The 16,494-nt window shown below is 34.8% G+C and carries 9 protein-coding genes; 8 read left to right on the forward strand and 1 reads right to left on the reverse strand.

Annotated features, from left to right (window positions below; genetic code table 11):
* Positions 1 to 81: 81 nt before the first annotated feature.
* The 8 genes from ACNFIH_RS00100 to ACNFIH_RS00135 all read left to right on the forward strand — a co-directional run bounded on the left by ACNFIH_RS00100 (position 82) and on the right by ACNFIH_RS00135 (position 13,735).
* Positions 82 to 2,199: a thioredoxin domain-containing protein gene (locus ACNFIH_RS00100; protein ID WP_426484952.1), complete on the forward strand. Its 2,118-nt coding sequence runs from the start codon at positions 82 to 84 to the stop codon at positions 2,197 to 2,199.
* A 631-nt stretch (positions 2,200 to 2,830) separates the two neighbouring features.
* Positions 2,831 to 4,768: a glycoside hydrolase family 97 catalytic domain-containing protein gene (locus ACNFIH_RS00105; RefSeq protein WP_426484953.1), complete on the forward strand. Its 1,938-nt coding sequence runs from the start codon at positions 2,831 to 2,833 to the stop codon at positions 4,766 to 4,768.
* A 58-nt stretch (positions 4,769 to 4,826) separates the two neighbouring features.
* Entirely contained in the window at positions 4,827 to 5,789 is a 963-nt protein-coding gene (locus ACNFIH_RS00110) for a glycoside hydrolase family 43 protein (protein ID WP_426484954.1), read from the forward strand.
* 27 nt (positions 5,790 to 5,816) lie between these two features.
* The gene (locus ACNFIH_RS00115) at positions 5,817 to 7,376 is read left to right on the forward strand and encodes a glycoside hydrolase family 43 protein (protein WP_426484955.1); all 1,560 of its coding nucleotides are present in this window, start codon (positions 5,817 to 5,819) and stop codon (positions 7,374 to 7,376) included.
* 18 nt (positions 7,377 to 7,394) lie between these two features.
* On the forward strand, positions 7,395 to 8,693 hold the full coding sequence (locus ACNFIH_RS00120; protein ID WP_426484956.1) for a glycosyl hydrolase family 8: 1,299 nt from the start codon (positions 7,395 to 7,397) through the stop codon (positions 8,691 to 8,693).
* Positions 8,694 to 8,717: 24 nt separating this feature from the next.
* Positions 8,718 to 9,839 (forward strand): alpha/beta hydrolase-fold protein, encoded by a 1,122-nt coding sequence (locus tag ACNFIH_RS00125; RefSeq protein WP_426484957.1) that lies wholly within the window; start codon positions 8,718 to 8,720, stop codon positions 9,837 to 9,839.
* A gap of 136 nt (positions 9,840 to 9,975) precedes the next feature.
* Positions 9,976 to 12,549 (forward strand): glycoside hydrolase family 9 protein, encoded by a 2,574-nt coding sequence (locus ACNFIH_RS00130; RefSeq protein ID WP_426484958.1) that lies wholly within the window; start codon positions 9,976 to 9,978, stop codon positions 12,547 to 12,549.
* Positions 12,550 to 12,568: 19 nt separating this feature from the next.
* On the forward strand, positions 12,569 to 13,735 hold the full coding sequence (locus ACNFIH_RS00135; RefSeq protein WP_426484959.1) for an alpha/beta hydrolase-fold protein: 1,167 nt from the start codon (positions 12,569 to 12,571) through the stop codon (positions 13,733 to 13,735).
* A gap of 80 nt (positions 13,736 to 13,815) precedes the next feature.
* Here ACNFIH_RS00135 and ACNFIH_RS00140 read toward each other — a convergent pair whose 3' ends face one another.
* The gene (locus ACNFIH_RS00140) at positions 13,816 to 16,269 is read right to left on the reverse strand and encodes a glycoside hydrolase family 9 protein (protein WP_426484960.1); all 2,454 of its coding nucleotides are present in this window, start codon (positions 16,267 to 16,269) and stop codon (positions 13,816 to 13,818) included.
* Positions 16,270 to 16,494 lie beyond the last annotated feature (225 nt).

Raw genomic sequence — 16,494 nt, forward strand, 5'->3', positions numbered from 1 at the left:
TAAATTGCTATTTTCGCTTCATAAGTCTTCAAAAGCTTCTAAAATTCAAATCATTATACTCACTTTTTTATTTTATTTTTTATGCGCATTCTATACCGTTTACTACTTGTTTGCTGCTTTTTTGTAAGCTGTAATAAAAAACAGGATGATAAAGAATATCATAAATATACGAATGATTTGATCAATGAAACAAGCCCATATCTTTTGCAGCATGCGCACAATCCTGTAAATTGGAAAGCATGGAATAAGGAAGCTTTAGATCAGGCAAAAGCAGAAAATAAACTTATTATAATTTCAGTAGGATATTCTTCCTGTCATTGGTGTCATGTTATGGAAAAAGAAAGTTTTGAAAACGATTCTGTTGCCAAATTAATGAATGACAATTTTATCAGCATAAAAGTAGATAGGGAAGAGCGTCCCGACATTGACCAGATTTATATGAATGCCGTACAATTGATGACTGGCGAAGGCGGATGGCCGTTAAATTGTATTGCGCTCCCAGATGGCCGACCTATTTTTGGAGGTACTTATTTTACAAAAGAACAATGGATAAAAGCTTTAACCGAGATTTCTGATTTATATAAGAAAGATCCAAATAAGGCGAGTGAATATGCAGATAAATTAGTAAAAGGAATTCAAGAATCTCAATTGATTGCTGTCAATAATAACGAAGCAAATTTTAATAAAACTGAAATTTCAGCGGCTGTAAAATTATGGAAAGAACATTTAGATTTTAAAGATGGAGGTTTAGTTGGTCAAACCAAATTTCCAATGCCGGCTTCTTTGCAATTTTTGCTTCGTTACAGTGTTCAGAATAAGGATAAAACAATTCAGAATTTTGTTGACAATACGCTTACAAAAATGGCTGATGGCGGAATGTATGATGCTATTGGAGGTGGATTTTCGAGATATGCTGTAGATGGAAAATGGCACATTCCTCATTTTGAAAAAATGCTGTATGATAATGCGCAATTAGTTAGTCTGTATTCAGACGCTTATCTGGTTTCAAAAAATGAACTTTATAAAAAAACAGTTTACGAAACACTGAATTTTGTAGAAAAGGAACTCATGGCTTCGAATGGAGCGTTTTATTCTTCGATAGATGCTGATAGCAAAAACAAGGAAAAAAAATTAGAAGAAGGCGCTTATTATGTTTGGGATAAAAAAGAATTGCAGTTTTTATTAAAATCAGATTATCCGCTTTTCCAGGAATATTATAATATTAATGAACACGGTTTATGGGAAAACCAAAAATATGTCTTGTTTAAAAATCAATCCGATAAAGATTTTGCTGCTAAAAATAAATTGACTTCAACTCAATTGGATTCAAAAATTAAAAATTGGAAGCAAGTGCTTTTAATAGAAAGAAACAAGAGAGCCCGACCGCATGTAGACAATAAAACATTGACTTCATGGAATGCTTTAATGATAAAAGGTTATGTATCTGCATATCGAGCATTTAAGAATCCACATTATAAAGAAATCGCTTTAAAGAATGCCAACTTTATTGTAGAGAATCAATTGCAAAAAGATGGAAGTTTGAATCACAGTTATAAGGAGGGGAAAAGCAGTATTTCTGGTTTTTCAGAGGATTATGCTACAGTTGTCGATGCTTTTATTTCGCTGTATCAAATTACGCTTGACGAGAAGTGGTTGAACAAATCCAAACAATTAACGGATTATGCTATGAAACATTTTCAGGATAATAAATCAAGTCTATTCTATTTTACATCACAAACTTCTGCAGATTTAATTGCAAGAAAAATGGAAGTTGTGGACAATGTTATTCCGAGTTCCAACTCAATTTTTGCGCATAATTTATTTTTATTAGGACATTATTATTCTAACGATACTTATTCAAAAATGGCACAACGTATGCTGAATAATATAAAAACGAATGTTTTGGAATCTCCTATGGAATATTATAATTGGCTGGATTTAATGCTAAATTATACTGATAATTATTTTGAAGTTGCCATCTCAGGAAAAGATGCAGTTGCCAAAACGAATCAGCTTCAAAGTCATTATTTGCCCAATATTTTAATTGCAGGATCCGCAAAAGAGAGTAGACTTCCTTTACTAGAAAACCGTTTTGTCGAAAATGAAACCTACATATATATATGCGTAAATAAAGCGTGTAAAAAACCAGAGATAGGTGTTGCAACGGCGGTTGCTAAAATTCAAAGTAATATTCAATAAGTAAGTAGATTTAATATGGATACTATTGATTAATAACGTATTACTGAAAAAAATATTATCGGTTTCTTTTTACGACTTGTTCAAAGAATATTTAATAACGGTTCTATATCTATAATTTTTTTTCCTAAAGCAATAGTTTAAATGCGATTTTTTCATCTTATTGGCTTAAAAAAGATGTATATGGTTTTTTTATAGTTATTTTTTTATCAAAAATTAATAATTTTTATAACACAACCGGTTGTGTATTGATTTATTTTTTTATATTTGTAATAAATACACTTATTCAGAAATACTAAATATTATTAGGGCTTTTAAAGAAAGAAATCATAATAGATTATATCATAGTCGATTGTAAGACATTGAATAAGAAAACTACATTAAGGTTATAATTGAAGTTTATAAATGTTTTACTGTGAGTCATTTAAATGTTGAAAGATAAAAAATGGTTTAAAAGTTGGTTGTGGAGTTATAAGTGTTATTTTACAGAATTTGTTTATAACTAAGCGCCTGTTAGTTTTTAAATCGTAAAGCCGGAAGCTTGATCCCTTTCGGCTTTTTCATTCTTTAATAATCAGACTATTTATAACATGATTAATCGATGATAATAGTAATAACAGAATTATTTAAAATCATGAAAATAAAAATTATTGTACTGCTTTTCGCTTTCATAATCTTTTCTCCGGGTTGGTCGCAAAATATACTTCTAAAGTCACCAAATAAAAAAATCATGGTGGCGTTGCAAGCTGTTGACTTGAATAATAAAGGGGAATGGTATTTAGAAGTGTCTTATAAAACCGATGCTCATACAGTAAGTATAATTCCAAAAATAAATTTAGGTCTTTCTAGAAGTGATCAGGATTTTTCAAAAGAACTTCGGTTTTTAAAAGTATCGAAGCAAAAAGGTATCAAAGAGCATTATGAACTTCCTTTTGGAAAGAAGTCACTACGTGAAAATGAAGCCAATGAAATAGTTGTTTCCTTTGAAAATCCCAGTAAAGCTATGATGAATCTTATTATTAGAGCCTATAATGATGGTATTACCTTTCGATATGAATTTCCAGAAAAAAATGGTTCTTATATAATTAATGATGAATTAACGGCTTATCAAATACCAAAGGAAAGTAAGCGATGGTTAGAAAAATGGAATCCAGCAAATGAGGGTTTATATGCTTCTAGCAGTGATGATAAAATACTTCAGCAGGAATGGTGTTATCCGGCATTATTTAATTCTTCGGATAAATCATGCTGGTTTCTATTACATGAAGCGGATTTAAATCGCAGTTATTGTGGTACAAAATTGAGCAATATAAAAGATATCAATACATACAAACTTACATTTCCCGATCAGCATGATGCTAGAGGCACTGGCGAATCAAAACCAAAAATTTCACTTCCGTGGAAGTCACCTTGGAGGGTAATTACTATTGGTAGTTTATCTGATATAGTAGAAAGTACTTTAATAGAGGATGTATCGACTCCAACTGTTTTTAAAACAACAGAATGGATCAAGCCCGGAAAAGTTTCCTGGAATTACTGGTCTAGTAATCATGGAACTAAAGATTATAAAATCGTATGTGAGTTTACTGATTTAGCCGTAAATATGAATTGGTCTTATACACTTTTGGACTGGGAATGGGATACGATGGCGAATGGTGGAAATTTAGAAGATGCTTTAAAATATATCCATTCAAAAGGTATAAAACCATTGATGTGGTATAATTCAGGAGGAGATCATACTTGGGTACCTTCGACTCCAAAAGATAGAATGCTGACGCATAAAAATAGAGTTGAAGAATTTACAAAACTTAAAAAATTAGGTGTAGCAGGAGTTAAAGTTGATTTTTTCGAAAGTGAAAAACAGGATATGATCAACTATTATCTGGATATTTTGGAAGACGCAGCTCAATTTGAAATCATGGTTTATTTTCATGGCTGTATTGTACCACGCGGCTGGTCGCGAACTTATCCTAATTTAATGACTTACGAAGCAGTCCGAGGCGCTGAATGGTACAATAACGGACCTGAATTTTCAACCACAGCACCAGAGCATAATACCATTTTACCTTTTACAAGAAATATAGTAGGAGCGATGGATTACACTCCAGTTACTTTTACGAATTCTCAATTCCCACATCATACTTCTTATGGACATGAACTGGCTCTTTCTGTGCTTTTTGAATCTCCTTTGCAACATTTGGCAGACAGGCCGGAAGGATATTACGAATTGCCTGATGAGGCGAAAACTTTCTTAAAAGAAGTTCCCACAACTTGGGATACTACCAAATTAATAGATGGCTACCCGGGCAAAGATGTGACAATAGCACGCAAAAAAGCAGACGCTTGGTATCTTGGAGGAATTAGTGCATCTGATCGTGAGGAAATTACTAAAAAAATCAAGCTTGACTTTTTAAGTGCCGGGATTAAATATCGCACCGTTGTTATTGCCGATGGTATTCATGATAAAGCATTTATGTCGCAAGTTTTGGAAGTAAATAAAGACAGTACTATTGAGGTAAAATTACTGCGAAGAGGAGGCTTTGCAATTTCATTGACTCCAATTAATCAATAGTTTCAAATGAATAAACATTACATGCATTAACTATAAAACCAAACCAAAAAACAATAAAATGAAAAACCAAACCAAAATTTTATTTGCACTGCTATGTTGTCTGTCAGTAATAAAAATAGAAGCCCAAAATCCTGTCATCAAGGATATTTTCACTGCTGATCCGGCACCTATTGTACACAAAGGAACATTATATTTATATACAGGACACGACGTAGCAACGGAACAGGATACGAATTATAAAATGGCCGACTGGCATGTGCTTTCTACAACCAATATGAAAGACTGGAAAGATCATGGAGCATTGCTTTCACCAAGCACATTTTCCTGGGCAACGGGCGATGCTTATGCAGCGCAATGTATCGAGAGAAATGGAAAATTCTATTGGTTTGTTTCTACGTTTCATAAAAAAAGTGATGTAAGTGCTGGCGGTGCGGCAATAGGCGTCGCAGTTTCAGATAGTCCTACAGGTCCTTTTAAAGATGCCATTGGCAAAGCGCTTATCATTAATGAAATGACTACCGATATGACATATGCTTGGGACGATATCGATCCGACTGTATTTATCGATGATGATGGACAAGCGTATCTATTTTGGGGAAATGGTAGCTGTAAATGGGTAAAACTTAAAAAGAATATGACAGAAGTAGATGGAGCCATTACTACTTTCAAACCTAAAAATTATATCGAAGGGCCTTGGGTCTACAAAAGAAAAGGACTTTATTATTTAATATATGCCAGTGCAGGCACAAAACCAGAAATGATAGAATACTGTACCGCTAAAAATATTACAGGACCTTGGACTTATCAGGGCATTATTCAGGAAAATGTGCCCAATAGTTTTACCACACATCCGGGCATTATTGACTATAAAGGCAAATCCTATTTTTTCTATCATAACGGAAGCTTACCAACCGGAGGCAGTTACAGACGTTCAATTTGCGTCGATTATATGCATTATAATAAAGATGGTACCATTCAGAAAATAATACAAACTACTGAAGGTGTAAGCGAAATCAAGTAAAAGGTATTTCAATTTAATTTTTATGCCATGAAAAAAAGAATTAGAATGATTTTTACCTTCTGTATTTTGATGATTCAGATGGTTACTTTTTCACAAGAAAAAAAGGCTCAAAATCCAATTGTTTTTGCCGATGTACCTGATATTTCAATAATTAGAGTAGGGAGAAATTATTACATGAGCAGTACAACGATGCACATGAGTCCGGGTTTGCCCATTATGAAATCTACAGATCTTGTCAATTGGAAACTGATTAATTATGCCTATGATATTCTGGCAGATGTGCCGGAATTAAATTTAACAGAAGGAAAAAGTACCTACGGAAGAGGTTCATGGGCAAGCAGTTTGCGTTTCCATAATGGGATTTATTATGTTACAACTTTTGCGCAAACCACTGGTGAAACTTATATTTTTAAGACGAAAGATATAGAAAAAGGAAATTGGCAAAAAGTTTCTTTTCAACCCGCTTATCACGATCACTCTCTTTTTTTTGATGACGATGGAAAAGCGTATTTAATTTACGGAACAGGTCAAATCAAATTAGTTGAGCTAAACGATGACTTAACGGGAATCAAACAAAATGTTTCTGAAAAAATTATCATAGAAAATGCCAGTGAACCCGCTGGAAATAATATCATGCTCCGAGCTGAGGGTTCACAATTATTCAAAATTAAAGGGAAATATTATTTATTTAATATCTGTTGGCCGAAAGACGGAATGCGAACCGTAGTTATACATAAAGCAGATCATATTACCGGCCCTTGGGAAGGAAAAATAGGTTTACAGGACTTAGGTGTTGCACAAGGCGGCCTTATCGATACTCCCGACGGACGCTGGTTTTCTTATCTCTTCCGCGATTTTGGTGCTGTTGGGCGAATTCCATATTTGGTTCCCGTAAAATGGGAAAAAGACTGGCCAATATTAGGCGAAAATAATAAAGTTCCTGAAAATTTAGATTTACCGGCCAGTAAAGGTTTGATTCCGAATTTAGTGGCTTCTGATGAATTTAATAGCAAGAAAGGACAAGAAACTCTTCCATTAGTTTGGCAATGGAATCATAATCCGGATAATTCTCTTTGGTCTTTAAAAGAAAGAAAAGGTTATCTGCGTCTTAAGACGGGAAGAATTGATAACGATTTTCTTTTAGCCAGAAACACACTTACTCAACGCACTATCGGGCCAACGAGCAAAGCTTCTGTTTTATTGGATGTTTCACAAATGAAAGATGGAGATTTCGCCGGATTAAGTGCTTTGCAAAAAGAGTATGGTTTGGTAGGAGTAAAAGTTGAAAATGGGCAAAAAGTGATCGTAATGGTTAGCGCTCAAAATGAAAACCCTATTGAAAAAGAACGAATTTCATTAAAACAAAATCAGGTTTATTTCAAAATTGATTGTGACTTTACGAATAAAAAAGATGAAGCTAACTTCTTCTACAGTTTAGATGGAAAAGTTTGGAATCCGATAGGCGAAACTTTAAAAATGAAATATACACTTCCTCATTTTATGGGTTACCGTTTTGGGTTGTTCAATTATGCAACAAAAAATATCGGCGGATATGTAGATTTTGACTGGTTTCGAATTAATTATTAATAAAGTAAAAAAACAAAAATGATAATAGATAAAAATTTCACAGGCGAATCCCTCGTAAGACTTCACTATTTAGTGCTGATTTTGGGATTGATTTTACCAGTTTTGGTCATTAGCCAAAATAAAAAGAAGGAAGGTAAATCTGAATCCAAAACACCTCAATATCGTAATCTTTTTAAAGAAGTCGGTTATAGCCAAAATGATATTGATAAAAAATTAGCCAAAGCCTATTATGATGTTTTTGAAGGGCCAAACAAAGTTTATTTTGAAGAAGGTGATTCTTTAGGATATGTATCGGATGTTAAAAATAAAGATGCCCGTACCGAAGGAATGTCTTACGGAATGATGGTTGCGGTTCAGCTCAATAAAAAAGAGGTTTTTGACCGAATTTGGAGATGGTCTGTAAAATACATGCAACATCAGGAAGGTCCAAGAGAAGGCTATTTTGCATGGAGTGTAAATCCGCAGACAAAAAAACAAAATTCGGCTGGCTCTGCTTCAGATGGAGAATTATATTTTGTAACAAGTTTGCTTTTTGCTTCCAATAAATGGGGAAATACTACTGGAATAGATTATTACAAGGAAGCCAGAAGAATATTGGATAATATGTGGAAAAAAGACGGCAGTAATAATGTCCATAATATTATAAATACCGAGCATAAGCAAATTTCATTCGTGCCCGAAGGAGGTGGTTATAACTGGACAGATCCTTCTTATCATGTTCCTGCATTTTTCGAAATATGGGCATTGTATGCCAAAGATGGCCACGAACAGTTTTATAAAGAATGTGCTGCTGTTTCTCGTGAATTTCTGCATAAAGCAACGCATCCGGTAACGGGTTTAAATTCAGATTATACTGAGTTTACTGGAGAACCTCATCCTACACCTTGGATGCCTCCGGGATTTCGATATGATTCCTGGCGTCTTCCCATGAATATTGCGATGGATTATACTTGGTATGGAAAAGATAAAAAATGGCAGGAAGAGTACGCTTCAAAATTTCAAAATTTCTTAAGATCAAAAGGATTAGATACTTATGAAGATCAATTTAATCTGGATGGTTCTAGACCCGATTTTATTCTGCAAGCTGGTACGGTTAAAAAACTCAGACATTCAATAGGATTAGTAGCAACAGCTGCTACCGCATCATTAGTTAATAAAGATAAAAAAAGTATCGATTTTGTTCATGCTGTCTGGAATGCAAAACTTGAACCTTATGAAGACGGCTACTTTGATCCCTATTATGATGGATTGATGTACCTCTTTAGTTTAATGCACCTCAGCGGGAATTATAAAATTATTGCCCCATCAGTTAAATAACTTTTAAACTTAAAAAATAAAAATATGAAACAGTATGTAATTGTTATGTTGCTATTTATTTTGTCAGCAGGAGCAGGTTTTTCACAAACAAACCAAACTTCAATTACCGAAGATTTTAAACCTTCAACAGTTAATCAGCCCGGGCAGGAATATCCACAAGTAAATTCTCAGGGATATGCACGTTTTCAAATTTTAGCTCCAGAAGCCAAATCTGTTGTGGTAAGTCTTGGATTGGGCGGAGCAAAAGGAGGTACCCCACTTATAAAAGCGGAAGATGGCTTTTGGAGAGGTACTACTTCCGGAGCAATGGATGAAGGATTTCACTATTATCATGTAACTATCGATGGAGGAGTTTTTAACGATCCGGGAGCACTAAACTTTTATGGTTCAACCCGATGGGAAAGTGGGATTGAAATACCGGCCCATGATCAGGACTTTTATGCATTGAAAAGTGTCCCTCACGGAAATGTACAGCAAATTCTTTTCCCATCAAAAAGCACCAACACATCACGCAGAGCTTTTGTGTACACACCACCATCTTATCATAAAGATAAAAATAAGAGTTATCCGGTTTTGTATTTACAGCATGGCTGGGGAGAAGACGAAACGGCTTGGAGTAATCAGGGACACGTTAATTTAATCATGGATAATTTAATTGCAGAAGGTAAAATTAAACCATTCATTATTGTAATGACTTACGGAATGACAAATGAAATTAAATATGGTGGGCTGGCAAGTTTTAAAATAGAACCATTTCAAACGGTTCTTGTAGAAGAATTAATTCCGTATGTTGATTCAAATTTCCGTACACTCGCCACTCCGGCTAATCGTGCCATGGGGGGCTTATCAATGGGAGGCATGGAAACAAAAATGATAACACTTAATAAGCCTGAAGTTTTTTCTCACTATGCACTGCTTAGTGGAGGAATTTATAAGCCTGAAGACATTAAAGATAAATCAAAAGTTAAACTTGTTTTTTTAAGTTGTGGAAGTAAAGAAAACCCTGACGGTATTAAAAATGCGGTATCAAATCTTAAAAATACGGGCTTTAATGCTGTTTCCTATATTTCAGAAAACACAGGTCATGAATTTCAAACCTGGCGCCGAAGCTTCAAAGAATTGGCACCACTTTTATTTAAAGAGTAGTGATTTTGAGGATTACTAATCCGTTCATCAAATTTAGAGTATCTGGCGATGAATTGTACTAGCCCCAAAACATGACAAATAAACAATTCATCAGTCCAGGTACTTGTTGTTGGCTTTAATAATTAAATATAAAATTATGCGTAAACTTAATAGTATAGTAGTGGTAATTTTCAATGAATCTTTATTGAAAAAAGTAATTATATTTTTTTGTTTGTTTAGTCTTACAAACAAGTCATTTTCTCAGAATTTAGTAGTAAACGAAAAAGAATATTTCGAAACTCCGGGCCTGAATGTCTGGGTTTTTAATAACGAATACAACGGAATGTTTTTTGACGAAAAAACGGCCGGAATAGAATTTATTCATCATGGTGTCAGAACGGTAACCGGCGGAGCTATCAGACTTCAAAACACACCAGAACAATGGGATTTGATTCCAAAAATGACGAGTCGAAAAGTAGACAAAGCAAATAATACCATTGAAGTTACACTACGATATGAAGAATTTGATTTTGATTCCAAAATAATAGTGACTTCAAAAGGAAAAGGTTTTGTAATCACTGTTTTTTTGGATAAACCTGTTCCAAAGAAATTAGAAGGAAGAGCAGGATTTAACATGGAATTTTTGCCTTCTTCTTATGTCGAAAGTAATTATCTGGTTGATGGAAGAGCGGAAACATTTCCGAGATATCCTTCAGGCAATACTGAAATTCAACCTTTATCTCAAAAAATACCTCAATTTGCAGGACATACCACTTTTGATGATCGCGGAAGAAATGAATTTATAGTGACACAACCATTGGCATCTGGCAAGGATTTTTTATTTGCTCCTGAAAATCCTGAGCGAACTGTAAAAATTCAATCTGAAGATCAGGAAATTTTGCTTTTTGACGGAAGAAACCTTGGGCAGAATGGCTGGTTTATTGCGCGAAGTATTCTTCCTTCAAATAAAACAGGAAAAGTGTTGACTTGGTATGTAGAACCGAATGCAATTCCCAACTGGAAAAGAGAACCTGTAATTGGATTTTCGCAAGTAGGTTATATGCCAAACCAAACCAAAGTGGCTGTTATTGAATTGGATAAAAATGATAAAGCATTAAGCAACGCATCGATATTTAAGCTTGGCGAAGATGGAAAATTTACTGAAAAACTAAAAGGCGATGTCAAAGTTTGGGGAAATTATCTAAGATATAATTATGCTCAATTTGATTTTAGTTCCATAAAAGAAAAGGGACTTTATTACATTCAATATGGAAATCATAAAACCAACACTTTTCAGATTGAAGATGATGTTTATTCACAAGTATGGCATCCTACAATGGATGTTTGGTTTCCAGTTCAAATGGACCATATGGAAGTTAATGAGGCTTACAGAGTTTGGCACGGAAAACCATTTTTAGATGATTGTCTTCAGGCGCCTTTGAATCACGAACATTTTGATGGTTACAAACAAGGTCCGACCACGGAAACTAAATATAAACCTTTAGAACGTATTCCAGGAATGTCTGTTGGAGGTTGGTTTGATGCGGGTGATTTTGATATACAAACTTTTTCGCATGTCAGCGTAATCAACAGTTTTGTAGAATCATGGGAACAGTTCAAAGTAAATAGAGATGAAACTTATATTGACCAAAAAACGCAGTTTGTCGATATTCACCGTCCCGATGGTCAACCCGATTTATTACAACAAATTGAGCACGGCGTTTTGAATCTTGTGGCACAAGTTGAGAATATTGGTCATCCCGTTAGAGGAATTGTTGTGCCTAATTTGCACCAATATCATCATTTGGGTGATGCTTCTACAGAGACAGATAATCTTCCGTATAATCCTTCTCTCAAACCATATGAATCTAATGGCGTTTCGAGTGGAACGCTTGATGACAGATGGGCATTTACCAATAGAACTTCGTTTCTTGATTTTAGAACAGCAGGAGCATTAGCCTCAGCAAGCAGGGCTTTAAAAGGCTACAATGATGAACTTTCGGCTAAATGTTTATCTCTTGCCATTAAATTGACAAACGAAGCAACCGAAATAGATAAAAAAGCAAAACCAGATAATAGTCCAATGGCAAGATGGGGAAAAGGCAGTGATATGATTGCGATTTTGCAGCTTTATTTAACTACAAAAGATAATCAGTATAAAAAAGGTTTTTTAGACCGAATCTGGAAAGCATTGGATGAAAACATTGAATTTAATCTGAATGCTGCTTTATTGGCTTTGCCAGCTATGGATGATAATTATAAAGTAAAATTGCGTAGCTACGTCATTAAATATAAAGAAAAAACCGATAAAGAAAATGCCGAAAATCCTTATGCTGTTCCTATTGCATTGAGAGGCTGGGGAGGGACTTCTCAGGTTATAAATTGGGCCAGTACGAATTATTATATTCATAAAATTTATCCTGACATCATGGATAAAGAAAGTGTTTATCGAGGATTGAATTATATTTTAGGCTGTCATCCTTACTCCAACTTATCTTTTGTGAATGCAGTAGGAAACAGATCCAAAAAAGTTGCTTATGGAAACAACCGTGCCGACTTTACAACGATTGCCGGAGGAGTAGTACCAGGTCTTATTTTCCTAAAACCAGATTATTTAGAGAATAAAGATGACTGGCCGTTTTTCTGGGGTGAAAATGAATGTATCATAGACGGTGGAGCGTGGTATGTTTTTCTTGCGAATGCTGTAAGCGATTTGGCTAGAGAGAAATAATAACCTAAAAAAAGCAAAGATGAAACGATATTTAGATATAGTCATTATAGTTTTAGGCTTGTGTTTTCAGTCAGGCTGGAGTCAGGAAACACAAATTGTTGAAGATTTTAAGCCTTCAACAATGAATCAGTCAGAAAAACAATTTCCACAGGTAAATTCACAACGACGTGTTCGTGCCAGTATTTCTGCGCCTGATGCAAATAAGGTGCAACTCGACATTGGCGGTGTAAAATACGATATGCGAAAAGACGCCAATGGAGTTTGGACAGGAGAATCGAATCCGCAAGATGAAGGATTTCATTATTATCAGTTAAACATTGATGGAGCTTCAGTTCCAGATCCGGGATCGCTATATTTTTATGGTGCAGGCAGATGGGGAAGCGGTATAGAAATTCCATCGACGGATCAGGATTTTTTTGCCTTGAAAGATGTGCCTCACGGTCTTGTCAGCGAAAATATTTATTTCTCAAAGCTGACCAATTCTTTTAGACGTTGTTTTATCTATACGCCTGCGGGTTATTATGAAAATACAAAAGCACGTTATCCTGTTCTTTATTTACAACATGGAAGTTTTGAAGATGAAACAGGCTGGTCTTCTCAAGGCAAAGCAAATTTAATTTTAGATAATCTAATTGCTTCAAAAAAGGCAACACCGATGATTATTGTAATGGATAATGGTTATGCTTTTAAACCACAAAGCAATGAAGCCAAAGAGAAAAAAGAACGTCCCGAATCTATTTTTGAAGAAGTTCTTATTACCGAAGTTATTCCGATGATTGATGCTAAGTTCCGTACTATTTCTAATCGGGAAAATCGTGCTATAGCTGGTCTTTCGATGGGTGCCAATCAGACAATGAGAATTATGATGAATCATCTTGAAACTTTTTCTTATTACGGAGGATTTAGCGGTACAGCTAATTATCCGAATAGCGATGTTCTTGATGCTGCTACTTTTTTAGACGGAAAATATAAAGACGGCAATGCATTAAATAAAAAAATGAAGCTTTTTTGGCTAGGATTAGGAACCAAGGAGCCAAATCCCTTTCCTAAATCAATTGGAGCATTTAAAACTATGCTAGACCAACAGGGAATCAAATATGTTTATTATGAATCCTCAGAAACTGCTCACGAATGGCTAACATGGCGCAGATGTTTATATCAGTTTGCTTCTAAGTTGTTCAAATAGTATTAGAGTCAGTAAGAAAAAAAGGGATAAATTTTTAGACGATTATTGCTAAAGATTTATCCCTTTGTTTTTGCGTAAATTTAATTCCCGAAATGTTTTTGAACTGCGAGTACTAAAAACATAAAATCAGTAGAGCCGCCACCCATAACATATTCGGTTTGCTGCCAAAAGTAAGGCCATTTTTTTAGCTCAGGCAAGTTGGGCCTAATAAGCGCCGTACCCGAAGTAACTCCTCCGGGAATGTACGACCAATCGGCACGATTCATACCATATGCTACCAGCACTGAATTAGATCCAATCCCCGAAGCAAAAGAAGCTGTATTATTACCCGGATGAACTCCAAGTATAAAATTCAAAGCATTACTATAAACTTCATAGTTGGCAAACTCTGGCCAAGATTTTGAAAAATAATATTGCTGTACGCCAAAGTCCTGCAAAGTCCAGCCAGCTCCCCAAATATTAGGCGTGTACGGAACTCCATAAGGAGAATCTGTAAGGGAATTGTTTTTGGATTTTGCTGCCCATTTTTGTGCTTCAATATTCAACTTGTCCAGAAAAGATTTATCTTTTATAAGATGCTTTATTCTTCCAACTCGCCATCCTAAATTCTCGAAATTTTTTAATATATCTCCTTGTAAATCGACAATTTGGTTAGTGTAACTTGCTTCGTTAGTGGCCAGAGCAAGTTCAACAAGTACTGTTATTTTACTTTCTGCTCTTTTTGATTTTGAAAAAGATGTTTTGTAAAGCGCTTTAGACGTTTCTAAACATTCATTGGCCAATTTGGGATTTGAAGCTTTTAAAACTCGGTAAGAAGCGGCAAGTCCGGCCGCGACATATAATTCCCGATCAGGATTATCTTCGGTGAAAACCCATCTATCATCATCTTTGGCACTTGGATTAGCAGTCCATTTATTATCCGTAACTCCGCCAAAATCGCCAAGCAAAACATATTGTTTTAGATCGTTTGTAATTATTCCTCGATATAAACGCCCCATTGAACGATAACCGGCCAAAATTGAGGCCAGCCCGTGTTCCATTTGCTGCAAAGCATCTGATTTACTGTCGGGTTGATGAATTTCAACGATATTTTTGTCTATATCAATACTTGTTGCATCATACGATTCAATATTAAATTCTTCTAACATTAGAGCCAGATTCCATACCGTCCCAATTTGAGATTCGACTCTTAAATCGTCGTCTCCTGCATCGTGCCAACCTCCTTGATTTAGATTCGGAACAACTTCATTCGATTTATATTTCGTGAGTGTTGAAGGTCCCTGAACATATCCATCAAAATGATTAAGATTCGTTGGTGCCATTTGAGCATCATCTAAATGACAGAAGTTATGCCAAATTCGGTACTTTTCATTCACTCTCACGTGACACATTTGAACAGGTAAAAAGTATTCGAGAATAGGTTGCCAAACATTTCTATCATAAAGCTTTTTGCTTATTTGGAAGGGAGAAGTTTCATTTCTTTTATAGCTTAATGTATACATTCCTTCTTCCTTTATTTCAGAAAAGTCTATTTGGTAATAATTATATCTTAAAAAGTTGCCCCATTTTTTCGGTTTTATAGTTTTGATGTTTTTCTTGCCAAACTCGTCATGTTTGATCAAAATTACTTCCGATGGTTCTGTATCATTTGGATCTGTTTCCAAAATAGCTACTTTAGATTGTTTTGGATAATAGCCAACTTGTGAAACTTGAACAATAGGCTTGTAAGTCCAATTCGGGATGACATTTGGAGAAACAACAATATCAATAACCCTTTTTCCAGAAGTAGCAGCAATAGGAGCACGGATAATAAACCATCCATTATTATGATTGATTCTTCCATCCCATAAAGCAATATCTTCTAAATTAGACTGAATACTTACTCTTGACAAATCGCTTTCGGGCGCAATTGTAATTTTTTTTCCTTTATATAAAGGGGCTCCAAGATTCTGTCCATCCATTTGTGATTGAAGGGGTCCATAAGGAGAATGAGTAAAAATGCCGAAATTTCCATCACATATATAAGATTTTCCAAACAGATCGCCCGGAAACAATTCAATGTTGAAACCAATTTTCCCTAACCATTTTGCATCAACCTCATTATCCAAATCAACTGTAATTCGGAAATTATTTCCTTCTGTAGGCGTTACATTTACTTTATATTTCAACTTCAAATCCGGATAATCTATCGGATTAAAACCAATACGATTTTTAGATTCGTCCGGATAAGATAAAGTCTGAGAAATTGTATTTGAACCCGAATCTATCTTTTTTTCAACTTCTTTAGGTACAGGTGACCATTGTCCAGGCGAAATTTCTAAACGCAAATCTCCATTTGCCATAACGCGTTCACCATGCTGAATCATTGTAACACCGGTTTGATGGCCGTCGGGATAAATATCATCAAAGACGGTTACATCCAGGCCGCGAGCAGAAAAATAACCTTTTGGATGAAGCTTTAAGTTTTGTGCCTCCATTTTTATTTGAAGCATTACAGTCAGTAATATAAAAACAACAAGAGTTTTGTTTTTCATTATTCTTTTAGATTATTTTGATTCGTATTTTATAGTGAGTGTAAATGATTGAATGTTAATTTTTTGAAGGGTAAAATGATAACATTGAACTTGTAAATGTAGTTTGATACTAATAATCAGAATAACAAATTTGAAGCATAATATAGTACAAATGGTGTCTTATTCATCTTCGAAGATTGAATTATAAAAAGATCAACTTTTCATTAACTATTTTATTGAAGAGTA

The sequence above is a fragment of the Flavobacterium sp. 2 genome (assembly GCF_049949195.1).
Classification (GTDB): Bacteria; Bacteroidota; Bacteroidia; order Flavobacteriales; family Flavobacteriaceae; genus Flavobacterium.

Bases quoted from the DNA above. Each gene is read 5' to 3' on its own strand.
- ACNFIH_RS00110 (WP_426484954.1), top strand. From the start codon at position 4,827: ATGAAAAACCAAACCAAAATTTTATTTGCACTGCTATGTTGTCTGTCA.
- ACNFIH_RS00140 (WP_426484960.1), bottom strand. From the start codon at position 16,269: ATGAAAAACAAAACTCTTGTTGTTTTTATATTACTGACTGTAATGCTT.
- ACNFIH_RS00120 (WP_426484956.1), top strand. From the start codon at position 7,395: ATGATAATAGATAAAAATTTCACAGGCGAATCCCTCGTAAGACTTCAC.
- ACNFIH_RS00100 (WP_426484952.1), top strand. From the start codon at position 82: ATGCGCATTCTATACCGTTTACTACTTGTTTGCTGCTTTTTTGTAAGC.
- ACNFIH_RS00115 (WP_426484955.1), top strand. From the start codon at position 5,817: ATGAAAAAAAGAATTAGAATGATTTTTACCTTCTGTATTTTGATGATT.
- ACNFIH_RS00130 (WP_426484958.1), top strand. From the start codon at position 9,976: ATGCGTAAACTTAATAGTATAGTAGTGGTAATTTTCAATGAATCTTTA.
- ACNFIH_RS00105 (WP_426484953.1), top strand. From the start codon at position 2,831: ATGAAAATAAAAATTATTGTACTGCTTTTCGCTTTCATAATCTTTTCT.
- ACNFIH_RS00135 (WP_426484959.1), top strand. From the start codon at position 12,569: ATGAAACGATATTTAGATATAGTCATTATAGTTTTAGGCTTGTGTTTT.
- ACNFIH_RS00125 (WP_426484957.1), top strand. From the start codon at position 8,718: ATGAAACAGTATGTAATTGTTATGTTGCTATTTATTTTGTCAGCAGGA.